Raw genomic sequence first — 15,001 nt, 5'->3', positions numbered from 1 at the left:
CCATGGCAACCGCGGACCCGATCATCGACGACCTGCGCGACGAAAGCGACGCGCTCGACGCCCTCGTCGCACCGCTGGATCCACCCGGCTGGGCGCAGCCCACACCGGCGCCCGGCTGGACCATCGCCCATCAGATCGCACACCTGCTGTGGACGGATCGGGCGTCGCTGCTGTCGATCACCGACGAGCCCGCGTTCGGTGAACTGCTCGCCGCGGCGCAGGCCGACCCGTCGGGCTTCGTCGACAAGGCCGCCGAAGAGCTGGCGCTCACCCCGCCCGAGCAGCTGCTGACGCAGTGGCGCGACACCCGCACGCAGTTGTACGCCGCGCTGCGCGGGGTGGCCGACGGCCGCAAGCTGGTCTGGTTCGGGCCGCCGATGAGCGCACCGTCGATGGCCACCGCGCGGCTGATGGAAACCTGGGCGCACGGACTGGACGTCGCCGACGGTCTCGGTATCGCGGTCGCTGCGACGGCCCGGCTGAAATCGATCGCCCACCTCGGTGTGCGCACCCGCGACTTCGCCTTCACCGTGCACGGACTCACCCCGCCTGCCGAGCCGTTCCGCGTCGAGCTGACGGCACCCGACGGCAGCTGCTGGGCGTGGGGGCCCGAGGACGCGGCCCAACGCGTGACCGGGTCGGCGCTCGACTTCTGCTATCTGGTCACCCAGCGCAGGCCGAGCGGCGAGCTTGACGTTGTCGCCGAAGGACCCGACGCCGCAAGGTGGCTCGGCATCGCGCAAGCCTTCGCCGGACCGCCCGGCCAGGGACGCTGACCTATCGGCCGATCGTTGCTTTGGGCAGTATCATCGCCCTTCATGCGCAACCGCCTCCTGGCCGCCATCGCGGCGGGGACGGTCAGCATTGCGGTCGGCGGGTGCGCGAGCAGTCCTGCCCACGACCACCCCTCCTCGGCCGCAGCGGAATCGGGGTCCGGCCAGGGGCGCAACCCCTACGACATCGGGACCGTCGATCCGCCGGCTCCGAACGCGCCGGTGCTCACCGTGACCGGCGGGACGACGGCGCTGTCGCTGACCATCGACCAACTCAATGCCATGGGCCACGCGACCATCTCGATCGACGAACCCTTCGTCAACAAGCGCGAGACCTACAGCGGTGTGCCGCTGGCGGACGTGCTCGCGCTGGCCGGAATCCCCGATACCGCAACGATCGACACCGACGCGATCGACCACTACCACTACGTCAGCGTCGTCAAACCGATGGTCGACTCGCAGGCTCTGATCGCCACCCAGCATGACGGTGCGCCGATTCCCTACGACCAGGGCGGGCCCATCCGGATCGTGTTCCCCGACCGCACCCCGCTGTCATCGGTGCTCGAAGCCTGGAACTGGAGCCTGACGTCGATCACGGTGAAGCATCCGGCAGGCTCGTGATCACCGACCGCTGGCTCACCCCGCCCGGCCCTCGGCTGACCCTCAACCGCGGCCAGCAGCTCGTGGCGGCCGTGCTGGTGCTGCTGCTCATCGCGCTGGTCGCGATCGGCTTTCAGTCCTCGGCCGATCAAAACGCGTACAGCCAGCACAGCGCCCGCAGCGAAGCCGCAACCACCAACACGTTTTTCACCGTGCGCGACTCCCTCACCTACATCGACCGGGCGCAGCAATATCTGCTCGGCGTGGTTCCCCGGCGTGACGTCCAGCTCGCCAGGGCGATGCTGGCTCAGCGCCTGCGGGTGATCGCGACCAACGGCCTGACCGCCGCCGACAGCACCGGCCCCGACTACCGCGCGGCGCTGGCCGCCCTCGACGCGGTGGTCGCCAAGGCGCCGCCCGGCCTGCTACCCGTCGGACAACGCGACCGGTGGGCCGGCACCATCCTGCCGCGTTCCGAGGCCCTCTCCGAGCGGGCCCACGAGCTGGCCACCGACAACCAGCTCGAACAACACCGGATGGATCGCCTCGCCGAGCGGAACCTGCTGCGCGGCAGGGTGGTCGAGCTGGCCATGCTGATCTCCGCTCTGATCCTCGCGGCGATTCTGCTGTGGTGGGTGTCGGCCAACGTTGTGCGCCAATACCGAAGCGCCCGAAGGGCTTTCGAAGACGAACGCGAAGCGTTGCGCCAGACCGAGTTTCGCCTCGACCGGGTTTCCGCGCTGGAACGCGGCCAGGCGCAGATCCTGGAACGGATCGCCACCGCGGGCCCGGTGTCATCGGTTCTGCGCCAGATCGTGCAGCTGGCCGCCGACGTCTCCGGGGCACCGGCGGTCCGACTGTCGATCGGCAGGCGCACGGTCATCTACCCGCCGGGCGCCGACGTGTCGGGCACGCCGGCGTGGACCGGTGTCGTCACCGACAACGTCGACGGATCGGGAACGCTCCAGGTGTTCGGCGATGCCGATGCGCTCGACGAACTCGCCCACACCGCCCTGGTGCGGTGCCGTGACCTGGCGGTGCTGTCACTCGAACGCGATGCGTCCGCGCGGCGGCTGTCCTACCAAGCCAGCCACGACGCTCTCACCGGCCTGGCCAACCGCAGCCTGCTCCTCACCCGGCTGTCGAACAGCCTGCTGCTGTCCCGCCGCCGCGGAACTCCGCTGGCACTGCTGTTCTGCGATCTGGACCGCTTCAAGATGGTCAACGACTCGATCGGGCATGCCGGCGGAGACCAGCTGCTGATCGCGGCGGCGCGGCGGCTGTCGGCCACCGTGCGCGAAAGTGACACCGTGGCACGCCTCGGCGGCGACGAGTTCGTGGTGCTCTGCCCGGAGCTGCCGGACCGCACGCAGGCCCTCGCACTGGCCGAACGGATCCGCAGCGCACTCAGCGTCCCGTACACCATCGACGGCAAGGAGGCGTTCGTCGACGTCTCCATCGGCATCACGTTCGCCGACGAATCCACCGTCTCCGGCCACGAACTGATGCGCGAGGCCGACGTGGCGATGTACCGGGCCAAGCTCACCGACGGCCACCACATCAACGTGTTCGACTCGACGCTCGAAGCCGAGGTCGCGCAGCGTCTGGATCTGGACGCCGCCCTGCGGCACGCGGTGGAGCGTGGCGAGCTGCGGTGCTCCGCCCAACCGATCGTCGTGCTCGACACCGGAGTGATCACCGGCTTCGAGATGCTGCTGCAGTGGCACCGCCCGGGGCTGCCCGTGCTGTATCCCGGCGCGTTCATCCCGCTGGCCGAGGACAACGGGATGATCGTCGACATCGGCCGGTGGGTGCTGCGCGAGACCATCCGGACCCTCGCGCAGTGGCGCGCCGACGGGCTGGCGCACGACCTGACGATGTCGGTCAATGTGTCGCCCCGCCAGGTGCGGGAAGCCGGCTTCGCCGAAGAGGTGCTGCAGATGCTGGCCGCGGCCGGGTTGCCGCCCGAGGCCCTGATGATCGAACTCACCGAACACGCACTGGTCGACCTGCGGGTGGCCCACCCGACACTGGCGCGGCTGCGCGAGGCCGGTGTCAGCGTCTCCCTCGACGATTTCGGCACGGGCTATTCGTCGCTGACGCAGCTGCGCACCCTGCCCGTCGACCAGATCAAGCTCGACCGCTCGTTCGCCGCCGCCCTCGACGAGGGCGACGACAAGCAGCGCGCCGTCGTGCAGTCGGTGGTCGCCCTGGCCAGCGCGCTGTCGCTGGACCTGGTGGTGGAAGGCATCGAGACCATCGCCGAACGCGACACCCTGCTGGATCTCGGCGCCGACAAGGGGCAGGGCTTCCTCTATCACCACCCCGTGCCGTGGGACGCGGCCCGCGCGCTGCTCGAATCGGGCGGGGTGTGCCCGGTGCCGTCGGACGGCGGCTACACCGGGCTGGCGTCGTCGGAGAATCCGTCACCGTCGGAGTCGACGACCGTGACGTCCCAGCGGCCGTCCCCGTCGGTGTCGACGTAACCGGTGTCGAACCCGCCGTCGGGCCCGCTGCGCAGCACCCGATCGGCCAGCCCGTCGCGGTCGACGTCCAGCACCCGGTCCGGCCGTCCGTCACCGTCGAAATCGATCGGCCCGTCCGCCGTGTGCTCGACGCCGTCGAGACCGAACCAGCGCAGCGGGCCGACCGGGCCGGCCGGCGTCATCGCCCACGTCCCCGACCCGTCGTCGGTGAAGACGCGCTCCGCGGATCCGTCATCGAGGTCGAAGGCGGCGTGGTCGGCCAGCCCGTCGTCGTCGAAGTCGGCCAGCGCATCGTCGAAGGCGCCGTCGCCGTCTAGGTCCAGGCGCACCCCGTCGAGCTCGCCGTCACCGTCGATGTCCACCCCGGGGTGACCGCTGAACATCGCTGCCGTGCCGTCCCCGTGTCCCAGGCAGTAGTCCATACCTACCTCAGACGCCGGGCTGGTCCTTCGCGTTCCGTTCGGTCCACCACGCCAGCAGTTCGGCGACGGCCTCGTCGTGCTCGAGCGGGCCGCGGTCCAGGCGCAACTCCTTGAGGAACGACCAGGCCTGCCCCACCAGTGGGCCGGGCGGAATGCCGAGCAACCGCATGATCTCGTTGCCGTCCAGGTCCGGACGCACCCGCTGCAGATCCTCCTTGGCGGCCAGCTCCGCGATCCGCGCCTCGAGCTCGTCGTAGTTGGCCTGCAGCCGCGCCGCACGCCGCTTGTTGCGGGTGGTGCAGTCGGCCCGGACCAGCTTGTGCAGCCGGGGCAGCAGCGGGCCGGCATCGGCGACATAGCGGCGTACCGCCGAATCCGTCCACTTGCCGTCGCCGTAGCCGTGGAACCGCAGATGCAGATACACCAGCTGCGACACGTCGTCGACCATCTGCTTGGAGTACTTGAGCGCCCGCATCCGCTTGCGGACCATCTTGGCCCCCACCACCTCGTGGTGGTGGAAGCTCACTCCCCCATCGGATTCGTGACGCCGGGTGGCCGGCTTGCCGATGTCGTGCAGCAACGCCGCCCAGCGCAACACGAGGTCGCGCTCGCCCGGTTCCTCGAGTTCCATCGCCTGGCGCAGCACGGTCAGCGAATGCTGATAGACGTCCTTGTGCTGATGGTGCTCGTCGATGGCCATCTGCATGCCGCCGATCTCGGGCAGCACCACCTCGCCCATCCCGGTGTGGACCATCAGATCGATGCCGGCCACAGGGTCGATGCCCAGCAGCATCTTGTCCAGCTCGACGGCCACCCGCTCGACCGTGATCCGCCCGAGCTGCGGCGCCATCTCCACGATCGCGCGACGCACCCGATCGGAGACGCCGAACCGCAGCTGGGAGACGAAGCGCGCCGCCCGCAGCATGCGCAGCGGGTCATCGCCGAACGACACCTCGGGTGCCGCCGGGGTGTCCAGGGTCCGCTGCCGCAACGCGCTCAGGCCGCCCAGCGGATCGATGAAGTCGCCCGGACCGTCCGCGGTGATGCGCACCGCCATCGCGTTGACCGTGAAGTCGCGGCGTACCAGATCGTCCTCGAGCCGGTCGCCGTAGCGGACCTGGGGATTGCGGGACACCTGGTCGTAGCTGTCGGCGCGGAAGGTGGTGATCTCCAGCCGCTCGCCGTACTTGCCGACACCGACTGTGCCGAACTCGATGCCGGTATCCCACAGCGCATCGGCCCACGGCCGCACGATCCGCTGGACCACCTCGGGCCGCGCGTCGGTGGTGAAGTCGAGGTCCGGGTTCAGCCGGCCGAGGACGGCGTCGCGCACACTGCCCCCGACGAGGTAGAGCTCGTGGCCGGCCGCGTCGAACAGGGCACCGACTTCACGCAACAACGCACCCTGTCGATTGAGTGCGACGAGGGCCCGGGCGAGCAGTTCGACGTCGTGGATGGCTTCGGACACGTGGCAGAAGCGTAGTCGTGTACCGGCGAGTGCGGTCGGGACACCATCCCGTGCCAGCTACTATCGCTTGGGTGTCGGACGGCGAACAGGCCAAACCACGACGACGCCGAGGGCGTCGCCGCGGCCGTCGCGCGGCCGGTCCGGCAACTCCCACCCCGGCGGACGCCGGCGCCGCCGAAAGCTCGGACACCGCCACCGGATCCCCCGCCGTCAACGGCAGTAACGGTCAGCCCCGGCCGGGCAAACCCGGCCGCCCCCGCCGGGCGCCGGCGCGACTGCGCACCGTCCACGAAACGTCCGCGGGCGGACTGGTCATCGACGGCATCGACGGGCCTCCCGAAGCTCAGGTGGCCGCCCTCATCGGTCGGGTCGACCGGCGCGGGCGGATGCTGTGGTCACTGCCGAAGGGCCACATCGAACAGGGTGAAACCGCCGAGGAGACCGCCATCCGCGAGGTCGCCGAGGAGACCGGTATCCGCGGGCAGGTCCTGGCCGCGCTCGGCAGCATCGACTACTGGTTCGTCACCGAAGGCCGGCGCGTGCACAAGACGGTGCACCACTACCTCCTGCAGTTCTCCGGCGGTGAACTGTGCGACGAGGACGTCGAGGTCACCGAGGTGGCCTGGGTCCCGGTCGGTGAACTCCCCAAACGGCTGGCCTACGCCGACGAACGTCGCCTGGCCGAGGTCGCCGGCGAACTGATCCAACTCCTGCAGTCCGACGGCGTCGCCGCGCTGCCGCCGCTGCCGCGCACCACCCCTCGCCGGCGGCCCCAGACGCATTCCCACACCCGCAACCGTCGCTCGGACGATTCAGGACCGCGTCAATCCGGCCCGCGGACGAACGGCTGCGGACCGGGAACGTGACCATGCCGAGGCGGGTCGGCAGGCTGCCCCGGATCGTGCTGGTCCTCGGTTTCCTTGCCTTGCTCGCGATGCCAACGACCGCGCCGGCCGCCGCCGGCGAGCCCGGGTCGGCGCCCTTCCTGCAAGTGCGGGTGGACAGCGTCACCCCGGATCTGATCACCACCACCAGCGAACCGACCGTCACCGTCACCGGCACCGTCACCAACGTCGGCGACCGTCCGGTACGTGACGTAGTCGCCCGCCTCGAACACGCTGCCGCGGTGACCTCGTCGGCCGGGCTGCGCACCAATCTCGACGGCGCCAACGACCAGTTCCAGCCGGTCGGCGAATTCACCGCGATCTCGCCCGAAATGCAGCGTGGGCAGGCGGTCGGGTTCAGCTTCAGCTATCCGCTCCGCTCGCGCACCGCACCGTCGCTGGGCGTCGAACAGCCCGGGGTCTACCCGCTGCTGGTCAACATCAACGGCACCCCGGACTACGGCGACGCCGCCCGCCTCGACGACGCCCGCTTCCTGCTGCCGGTCCTGGGTGTACCGCCCGACCCGGCCAGCACCTCGGCGGATGCCCTGACCGACGTCGTCCCCCCGGACACCACCAAACCTGTTGCGGTGACCATGCTCTGGCCGCTCGCCGACAGACCGAGGCTGGCCCCCGGGGTGCCGGGCGGCACCACACCGGTGCGGCTGATGAACGACGACCTGGCCGTGTCGCTGGCCGCGGGCGGCCGGCTGGACTCGCTGCTGTCGGCGGTCGATTTCGCCACCAGCCCCCCGGTGGATCCCGGCGGTGACACCGCGCGGGCGCTGTGCCTGGCGATCGACCCGGATCTGCTGGTCACCGTCAACGCGATGACAGCCGGCTACGTCGTCTCCGATTCCCCCGACGGGCTCGGCGCCGCCTCCCACCCCGGCACCGGACAGGCCGCCGCGGTGGCCTGGCTGGACAAGTTGCGCGGCCTGGCCAAACGGATGTGCGTCACAGCCACGCCCTACGCGCAGGCCGATCTCGGCGCACTGCAACGGGTCGGGGACGCCGGGCTCGACGCCGCGGCAACCATCAGCGGGAGCGACATCATCGATCAGATCCTGGGCATCGCCTCGTTGCGCGGCGCGACGGTCCTGGGTGACGGGCCGCTGACGCCCGCCGCGGTCGACCTGCTGGGCAGCCAGGGTTCGACGGTCGCGATCGCGGCCGCCAACTGCTCCGCCCAGGACTCCGCGACCGGGGAGCCGATGACCGCCGACGTGACCCCGCGCCGGGTGTCGCCGCACGTGGTGATGGCACCGTTCGACCCCGCCGTCGGCGCCGCCTTGGCCGGAGTCGGTACCGACCCCGATCTGCCCACCTATGTTGATTCGTCGCTGGACGTTCCACTCGACCACGACTCGATGGTCGCGCGGCGGCAGGACGCCATCGCGTCCATGCTGTGGCGGGCGCTGCAGCCGAGCGCCGCGCCGCGCCAGCAGATCCTTCTCCCCCCGCTGAAGTGGAGCCCGCAACCCGGTGACGCGCAGTCGATGCTGACCGCGCTGGCCACCACGATCCGCTCGGGACTGGCGTTCGCCCGGCCGCTGGGCGACGTCATCACGGAGGCGGCGCAGGCCGGCCCCGATGCCAGTGCCGATCTGCCTCGGGACACCCGAGGCGGCTTCGACGACGATGTCATCTCCACGATCGCCGGACAGAACGGCCGGTTGTGGGGGTTGACCGCCGCGCTCACCACCGATCCACGCACCGGGCTGACCGGGCCGCAATACACCGCTCCGCTCCGCGAGGACATGCTGCGCGCCCTGAGCCAGACCGAGCCGCCCGATGAGCGCAACGATCTCGCCCGGCGCCGGCTGGGTGCCGTCGGTGCCACGATCAACGACCTGTTCGGCGCGGTCACCATCGTCAACCCGGGTGGTTCGTACACGCTGGCAACCGAGCACAGCCCGCTGCCGCTGGCGGTGCGCAATGACCTGGCCGTCCCGATCCGGGTCCGCCTGCAGGTCGACGCCCCGCCCGGGATGACCGTCACCGACCTCGGCGAGCAGGAGATCCCGCCGGGCTACCTGCCGCTGCGGGTTCCCATCGAGGTGCACTTCACTCAGCGAGTCGCCGTCGACGTCGCACTGCGCACCCCGGACGGGCTGCAGCTCGGTGAACCGGTGCGCCTGTCGGTGCACTCCAACGCCTACGGCAAGGTGCTGTTCGCGATCACGCTGATCGGCGGCACCGTGCTCGCGGTGCTCGTCGGACGCCGGCTCTACCACCGCTTCCGCGGCCAGCCCGACCCCGCCGACCTGGACCGCCCGCGCCGGGCCTGGCCCGAAGGCCGCGAATGACGCCGCCCAACCGCAGGCCGGTCGCCTACGTCCGGCCCGGTCCCCGCACCCGCGCGGTGCGCGCCGAACTGTCCGACGCCGCGGTGGTATCACGCTCCTGGGGCATGGCGCTGGCCACCCTGATCAGCCGCATCACCGGGTTCATCCGCATCGTGCTGCTGGCCGCGATCCTCGGTGCGGCACTGTCCAGTGCGTTCACCGTCGCCAACCAGTTGCCGAACCTGATCGCGGCGCTGGTGCTGGAGGCCACCTTCACCGCGATCTTCGTCCCGGTGCTGGCGCGCGCCGAGCGCGACGACGCCGACGGCGGCGAGGCGTTCGTACGCCGGCTGGTCACGCTGGCCACCACCCTGCTGCTGGTCGCCACCATCCTGTCGGTCGCGGCGGGGCCGCTGCTCGTGCGGCTCATGCTCGGCCAGGACCCGCAGGTCAACCAGCCGCTGACCACCGCGTTCGCGTATCTGCTGCTGCCGCAGGTCATCTTCTACGGGCTGTCGTCGGTGTTCATGGCAATCCTGAACAACCGCAACGTGTTCGGCCCGCCGGCCTGGGCCCCGGTGGTCAACAATGTGGTCGCGATCGCCACTCTGGGGCTGTATCTCATTGTCCCGGGCCAGCTCTCGGTCGATCCGGTGCAGATGGGCAACGCCAAGCTGCTGGTGCTGGGCATCGGAACGACGCTGGGCGTGGTCGCTCAGACCGTGGTGCTGCTGGTCGCGATCCGCGCCGAGCGGATCAGCCTGCGCCCGCTGTGGGGCGTCGACGATCGGCTCAAACGGTTCGGCGCGATGGCCGGCGCCATGGTGCTCTATGTACTGATCAGCCAGATCGGGCTGGTGGTCGTCAACCAGATCGCCAGTACCGCGGCCGCCTCCGGCCCGGCGATCTACAACTACACCTGGCTGGTGCTGATGCTGCCGTTCGGCATCATCGGCGTCACCGTCCTGACGGTGGTGATGCCGCGGCTGAGCCGCAACGCCGCCGCCGACGACACCCCCGCCGTGCTGGCCGACCTGTCGCTGGCCACCCGGCTGACGATGGTGACGCTGATCCCCATCGTGGCGTTCATGACCGTCGGCGGTCCGGCGATGGGCAGCGCGCTGTTCGCCTACGGCAAGTTCGGCGAGGTCGACGCCAACTACCTCGGTGTGGCGATCAGCCTGTCGGCGTTCACCCTGATTCCGTACGCGCTGGTGTTGCTGCAGCTGCGGGTGTTCTACGCCCGCGAACAACCGTGGACACCGATCCTGATCATCGTCACGATCACGGTCGTCAAGATCGCGGCATCGCTGGTGGCCCCACACCTGACCGGCGACAAGGAACTCGTCGCGGGCTACCTGGGCCTGGCCAACGGTCTGGGCTTCCTGGCCGGCGCCATCCTTGGTTACGTGCTGCTGGAGCGGGCGCTGAAGCCGCCGCGCGGCACCCTGCTCGACCTCGACGTGGTCCGCACGATTCTGGTCACCACCGCAGCATCGCTGCTGGCCGGGCTGATCGCCTACGTCATCGACCGGCTGCTCGGGCTCAAGGTGCTCACCGAGCACGGCGGCGGCGCGGGGTCGCTGCTGCGGCTGCTGGTGCTCGGCGTGATCATGCTGCCGATCCTGGCGGCGGTGATGCTCGCCGCGCGGGTTCCCGATGCGGTCGCCGCGTGGGGTGCGGTCAAGCGCCGCATCAGCCGCACCCCGCCGCAAACCGTCACTTCACTCGCTGCGCTCGACCGGCCGCAGGTCCCGAGGCAGTTCCCGTACCCTGAGCACAGCAATTCGTACGGAGCCACCGGCTCGACGGGGAAAGGACCGGAGGTGAACGACCAACCCTCGGGTAATCCTCCCGCTGAGCCGATCGGGGACGCCACGACGAAGATCCCGCGCCAGGCCGCGGACGACTTCCAGCCCGATGTGGCACCCGACATGCACGTCGGCACGGTTCCCCCGACCGTGCCTCCCAAGCAGCCGAACGCCGACTTCGCCGGCGATCCGACCCGCGAGCCGCTCGGCTTCGAGTCCCCCCGGGAACCGGCGATGGAATCCAGCGCCGCGGCCGACGAGGACACCAACCTGATTCCGGGAGCCAGCATCGCCGGCGGGCGTTACCGGTTACTGGTCTCGCACGGCGGCCCGCCCGGATTGCAGTTCTGGCAGGCGCTCGACACCGCGCTGGACCGGCAGGTGGCGCTCACCTTCGTCGACCCCGAGCGCACCATGTCAGACGAACAGGTGCAGGAAATCCTTTCCCGCACACTCAAACTCAGCCAGATCGAACGGCCGGGCATCGCTCGGGTTCTCGACGTCGCCAACACCGGTGCCGGTGGTCTGGTGGTTTCGGAATGGATTCGCGGCGGCTCACTGAAGGAAGTCGCCGACACCTCGCCCTCACCGATCGGCGGAGCGCGCGCCGTTCAGTCGCTGGCCGCGGCGGCCGACGCAGCGCACGGCGCCGGCGTCGCGCTGTCGATCGACCATCCGAGCCGGGTGCGGGTCAGCATCGAAGGTGATGTCGCGCTGGCATTCCCGGCCACGATGCCTGGAGCCACCCCCGAGGACGACATCCGCGGTATCGGCGCCGCCCTGTACGCCCTGCTGGTCGACCGGTGGCCGTTGCCGGAGAAGGGCGTGCCCAGTGGGTTGGAGCCCGCCGAGACCGACCCGGCCGGTGAGCCCCTCGAACCTCGTGCGATCGATGGCGCCATCCCGTTCCAGATTTCTGCGGCAGCCGCGCGCTCGGTGCAAGTTGGCGGTGGAATTCGTTCGGCGCCAACCCTTTTGAACCTGTTGCAGCAGGCCACCGCGACAGCCGACCGTACCGATCTGATCGAACCCGTCGATCCTGTCGGCGGCCCGGCCGCAGCTCTGCCCGCCGAGCCGGCGGATGCCGAAGCCCAGGCGCGCCGCAGGCGCAACCTGCTGATCGGCGTCGGCGTGGGAGCCGGAATCCTGGTGATCGCGCTGATCGTGCTGGCCTCGGTGCTCAGCAGTATCTTCGGCGACGTCGGTGGGGGGCTCAAGGGTGACCAACTCGGGCTGAACCCCTCGACGTCGCAGACCGCCGACAACAATGCCGCCGCCAGCGGGAGCACCGTCAAACCCGTCAAGGTGACCGTGTTTTCACCGGGCGGTGGCGCCGACAATCCGGACAAGGCCGACCTGGCCGTCACCGGCGGACCCGGCACCGGCTGGCCCACCGACACCTACACCGATCCGAATCCGTTCCCCAACTTCAAGAACGGTGTCGGCCTGCTGCTGCAGCTGCCCCAGCCCACCACGGTCGGCAGTGTGTCGCTGACGGTGCCCAGTACCGGTACCCAGGTGCAGATCCGCTCCGCGTCGTCGGCCAATCCCACCACCTTGGACGACACCACCGTGCTCACCCAGCCCACCGCATTGCAGCCGGGCGCCAACACAATTCAGGTGAATGCGACGACGCCGACCACCTACCTGGTGGTGTGGATCTCCACGATGGGCACCACCGACGGCAAGAACAAGACCGAGATCTCCGGGCTGACGGTCAAGGCCGCCGGCTAAGCCTCCTCGGTCCTCCACAGCCCGTCCCCCGGGTGAAGTGCCCGCGGACGGCGGGAAACCTACTGTCCGGCCATGCTCAGCTTCCTCGGCCCGGCCGTCGTTCGCAGCGATGCCCAGCTGCTCGCCGCCCATGTCGCCGGCGACCGCTACGCCTTCGAGGAGCTGCTGGCCCGACACCACCGCCAGCTGTACCAGCTGGCGCGCCGGAGGACCCGCAGTCCCGAGGACGCCGCCGACGTCATCCAGGACGCGATGCTGGCCGCCCACCGCGGTGCCCCCGCGTTTCGCCACGACGCGGCGGTCGGCAGCTGGTTGCACCGCATTGTGCTCAACGCCTGCCTGGATCGGGTGCGCCGCGGTGCCGCACAGCCGACCACCGCGCCTCTGGTCGACGAGCACGGAGTCGGTGACCGCACCGCCGAAGTCGACACCGTGCTGCTGGTGCGGCGCGCGTTGATGCGCCTGCCGGCCGACCAGCGGGCCGCCCTACTCGCCGTCGACATGCATGGTTACTCGGTGGCCGACGCGGCCGCGCTTCTGGGCGTTGCCGAGGGCACCGTGAAGAGCCGCTGCGCGCGGGGACGAGCACGCCTGACTGGCCTGCTGCGGTCCGACGGCGCGGCCACGCGCAGCTGACACACTGGTCGGGTGGAGCCCACGCACACCGTCACCCCGGCGTCCGACGGCCCCGCAGCCCATGCGCGGCGCCCGGCCGCGCGGACCGGCCGGCTGATAGCCGCCGGCATCGGTGCGGCGGCCGTTCTCGCCGCGATCGGTCTCGGCACCGCGGCTCTGCTGAAGTCCGGCGGACCCGCCGCCAGCACCCTGACCAGCGCGAGCATGATCACGGTCACCCCGAAAATGCCGATCAGCAGCCGTGAGCTCAATGCCCTGATCGCCCGCGGCCCGGACTTTGGCCCGCTGGCCGATCCCAATCGGCGGGCCGCGTGCCTGAGCGCGCTCGGCTATCCCGGATCGGTGCAGGTCCTGGGTGCCGAGCAGGTGCAGGTCGACGGCAAGCCCGCCATCGTGCTGGTGCTACCCGGCGACCAGCCCGATGTGATCGTGGGCGTCGCCGTCGCCGCCTCGTGCAGCTCGATGGACACCGGGCTGATCGCCGACACCACCGTGCGACGCCCATAGTGCACGGCGGGGAACAGCGCGGCCTACCCTGTTGTTTGACCAGGTGCCCCAGAAGGGCACCCGACGCAGAAAGGCTGGTATGAGCGCCAACCCAGTTCATGACGTCATCGTCATCGGATCAGGCCCCGCCGGCTACACCGCGGCCATCTACACCGCCCGCGCGCAGCTGCAGCCTCTGGTCTTCGAGGGCACGTCGTTCGGCGGCGCCTTGATGACCACCACCGAGGTGGAGAACTTTCCCGGCTTCCGTTCGGGCATCACCGGCCCGGAGCTGATGGACGAGATGCGCGAGCAGGCCCTGCGCTTCGGCGCCGACCTGCGGATGGAAGACGTCGAATCAGTCGACCTGGACGGACCCGTCAAGAAGGTGGTGACCGGCGACGGTGAAACCCACCTGGCCCGGTCGGTCATCCTGGCGATGGGCGCCGCGGCCCGCTACCTCGGCGTCCCCGGCGAGCAAGAGTTGCTCGGCCGCGGCGTCAGCGCCTGCGCCACCTGCGACGGCTTCTTCTTCAAGGAGCAGGACATCGCGGTCATCGGCGGCGGCGACTCCGCGATGGAAGAGGCGACGTTCCTGACCCGCTTCGCGCGCAGCGTCACCCTGGTGCACCGCCGTGACGAGTTCCGCGCGTCGCGGATCATGCTCGAGCGCGCCCGCGAGAACGACAAGATCACGTTCCTGACCAACACCGCGGTCGACGCGGTCGAGGGTGACACCACCGTCTCCGGGTTGCGCGTGCACAACGTGCTTACCGGGGAGGAATCCACCTTGCCGGTGACCGGTGTGTTCGTCGCGATCGGCCACGATCCCCGCTCCGAGTTGGTCCGCGACGCGGTCGAGCTCGACCCGGAGGGCTACGTGCTGGTTCGTGGCCGCACCACCGCCACTTCGATCGACGGCGTGTTTGCCGCCGGCGACCTGGTCGACCACACCTACCGGCAGGCCATCACCGCGGCCGGGATGGGCTGTTCGGCCGCGATCGACGCCGAACGCTGGCTGGCCGATGCCGACGACACCGCAACCACCGAGATGATTGGAGCACACCAATGAGCGAAGGCGGCGCGACCGTAACGGTCTCCGACGACTCCTTCTCCCAGGATGTCTTGTCCAGCAACACCCCTGTGCTGGTTGACTTTTGGGCCACCTGGTGCGGTCCGTGCCGGATGGTCGCCCCCGTCCTCGAGGAGATCGCCACCGAGAAGGCCGGCGCCCTGACGGTGGCCAAGCTCGACGTCGACGCCAACCCGGCGACGGCCCGCGACTTCCAGGTGGTCTCGATCCCGACGCTGATCCTGTTCAAGGACGGTCAGCCGGTGAAGCGGATCGTGGGCGCCAAGGGCAAGGCGGCGCTGCTGCGGGAGATCGCCGACGTCGTCTGACCCTGGCGGACC

Annotated in this window: 12 protein-coding genes; 10 read left to right on the top strand and 2 right to left on the bottom strand. The window is 70.2% G+C overall.

Going from position 1 to position 15,001, the window contains the following annotated elements; genetic code table 11:
* Positions 1-2: 2 nt before the first annotated feature.
* The 3 genes from AB4879_RS08405 to AB4879_RS08395 are packed head-to-tail and all read left to right on the top strand — an operon-like array spanning position 3 to position 3,859.
* On the top strand, positions 3-776 hold the full coding sequence (locus tag AB4879_RS08405; RefSeq protein WP_370507228.1) for a TIGR03084 family metal-binding protein: 774 nt from the start codon (positions 3-5) through the stop codon (positions 774-776).
* 42 nt (positions 777-818) lie between these two features.
* Positions 819-1,394 carry a molybdopterin-dependent oxidoreductase gene (locus AB4879_RS08400; RefSeq protein WP_370507227.1) on the top strand — a complete coding sequence of 192 codons (576 nt, stop codon included), beginning with the start codon at positions 819-821 and terminating at the stop codon, positions 1,392-1,394.
* The gene (locus AB4879_RS08395) at positions 1,391-3,859 is read left to right on the top strand and encodes a putative bifunctional diguanylate cyclase/phosphodiesterase (RefSeq protein ID WP_370507226.1); all 2,469 of its coding nucleotides are present in this window, start codon (positions 1,391-1,393) and stop codon (positions 3,857-3,859) included. The genes AB4879_RS08400 and AB4879_RS08395 overlap by 4 nt, the downstream gene beginning before the upstream one ends.
* Here the strand turns inward: AB4879_RS08395 and AB4879_RS08390 are convergent.
* Positions 3,769-4,281, bottom strand: coding sequence for a pullulanase (locus AB4879_RS08390; protein WP_370507225.1), 513 nt, complete (start codon positions 4,279-4,281; stop codon positions 3,769-3,771). The genes AB4879_RS08395 and AB4879_RS08390 overlap by 91 nt on opposite strands.
* A 7-nt stretch (positions 4,282-4,288) precedes the next feature.
* On the bottom strand, positions 4,289-5,749 hold the full coding sequence (locus tag AB4879_RS08385; protein WP_370507224.1) for a CCA tRNA nucleotidyltransferase: 1,461 nt from the start codon (positions 5,747-5,749) through the stop codon (positions 4,289-4,291).
* 71 nt (positions 5,750-5,820) lie between these two features.
* Here AB4879_RS08385 and AB4879_RS08380 point away from each other — a divergent pair, with 71 nt between their 5' ends.
* The 7 genes from AB4879_RS08380 to trxA all read left to right on the top strand — a co-directional run bounded on the left by AB4879_RS08380 (position 5,821) and on the right by trxA (position 14,989).
* Positions 5,821-6,615, top strand: a complete 795-nt coding sequence (locus AB4879_RS08380) for an NUDIX hydrolase (protein WP_370507223.1) — start codon at positions 5,821-5,823, stop codon at positions 6,613-6,615.
* A 2-nt stretch (positions 6,616-6,617) separates the two neighbouring features.
* A complete protein-coding gene (locus AB4879_RS08375; RefSeq protein ID WP_370507467.1) occupies positions 6,618-8,942 on the top strand; it encodes a DUF6049 family protein in 2,325 nt (774 codons plus the stop codon).
* Positions 8,939-12,466 carry a murein biosynthesis integral membrane protein MurJ gene (gene murJ / locus AB4879_RS08370; protein ID WP_370507222.1) on the top strand — a complete coding sequence of 1,176 codons (3,528 nt, stop codon included), beginning with the start codon at positions 8,939-8,941 and terminating at the stop codon, positions 12,464-12,466. Before AB4879_RS08375 ends, murJ begins: the two co-directional genes overlap by 4 nt.
* A 72-nt stretch (positions 12,467-12,538) precedes the next feature.
* Complete coding sequence (sigM, locus tag AB4879_RS08365; protein ID WP_370507221.1) at positions 12,539-13,102, top strand: RNA polymerase sigma factor SigM; 564 nt, start codon at positions 12,539-12,541, stop codon at positions 13,100-13,102.
* 12 nt (positions 13,103-13,114) lie between these two features.
* Positions 13,115-13,609 carry a hypothetical protein gene (locus AB4879_RS08360; RefSeq protein ID WP_370507220.1) on the top strand — a complete coding sequence of 165 codons (495 nt, stop codon included), beginning with the start codon at positions 13,115-13,117 and terminating at the stop codon, positions 13,607-13,609.
* Between the two features lie 79 nt (positions 13,610-13,688).
* Positions 13,689-14,660, top strand: a complete 972-nt coding sequence (gene trxB / locus AB4879_RS08355) for a thioredoxin-disulfide reductase (protein WP_102805830.1) — start codon at positions 13,689-13,691, stop codon at positions 14,658-14,660.
* Positions 14,657-14,989 carry a thioredoxin gene (trxA, locus tag AB4879_RS08350; RefSeq protein ID WP_036342267.1) on the top strand — a complete coding sequence of 111 codons (333 nt, stop codon included), beginning with the start codon at positions 14,657-14,659 and terminating at the stop codon, positions 14,987-14,989. Before trxB ends, trxA begins: the two co-directional genes overlap by 4 nt.
* The last annotated feature ends 12 nt before the right edge of the window (positions 14,990-15,001 follow it).

It is taken from the genome of Mycobacterium sp. SA01 (assembly GCF_041287105.1).
In the GTDB taxonomy this organism is placed as follows: domain Bacteria; phylum Actinomycetota; class Actinomycetes; order Mycobacteriales; family Mycobacteriaceae; genus Mycobacterium.
Note: the sequence above shows the minus strand (reverse complement) of the source record. Positions and strands in the feature narration are given on the sequence as shown.

Coding starts and splice junctions, on each gene's coding strand:
- trxA (WP_036342267.1), top strand. CDS start 14,657: ATGAGCGAAGGCGGCGCGACCGTAACGGTCTCCGACGACTCCTTCTCC.
- trxB (WP_102805830.1), top strand. CDS start 13,689: ATGAGCGCCAACCCAGTTCATGACGTCATCGTCATCGGATCAGGCCCC.
- AB4879_RS08405 (WP_370507228.1), top strand. CDS start 3: ATGGCAACCGCGGACCCGATCATCGACGACCTGCGCGACGAAAGCGAC.
- sigM (WP_370507221.1), top strand. CDS start 12,539: ATGCTCAGCTTCCTCGGCCCGGCCGTCGTTCGCAGCGATGCCCAGCTG.
- AB4879_RS08375 (WP_370507467.1), top strand. CDS start 6,618: ATGCCGAGGCGGGTCGGCAGGCTGCCCCGGATCGTGCTGGTCCTCGGT.
- AB4879_RS08400 (WP_370507227.1), top strand. CDS start 819: ATGCGCAACCGCCTCCTGGCCGCCATCGCGGCGGGGACGGTCAGCATT.
- AB4879_RS08390 (WP_370507225.1), bottom strand. CDS start 4,281: ATGGACTACTGCCTGGGACACGGGGACGGCACGGCAGCGATGTTCAGC.
- murJ (WP_370507222.1), top strand. CDS start 8,939: ATGACGCCGCCCAACCGCAGGCCGGTCGCCTACGTCCGGCCCGGTCCC.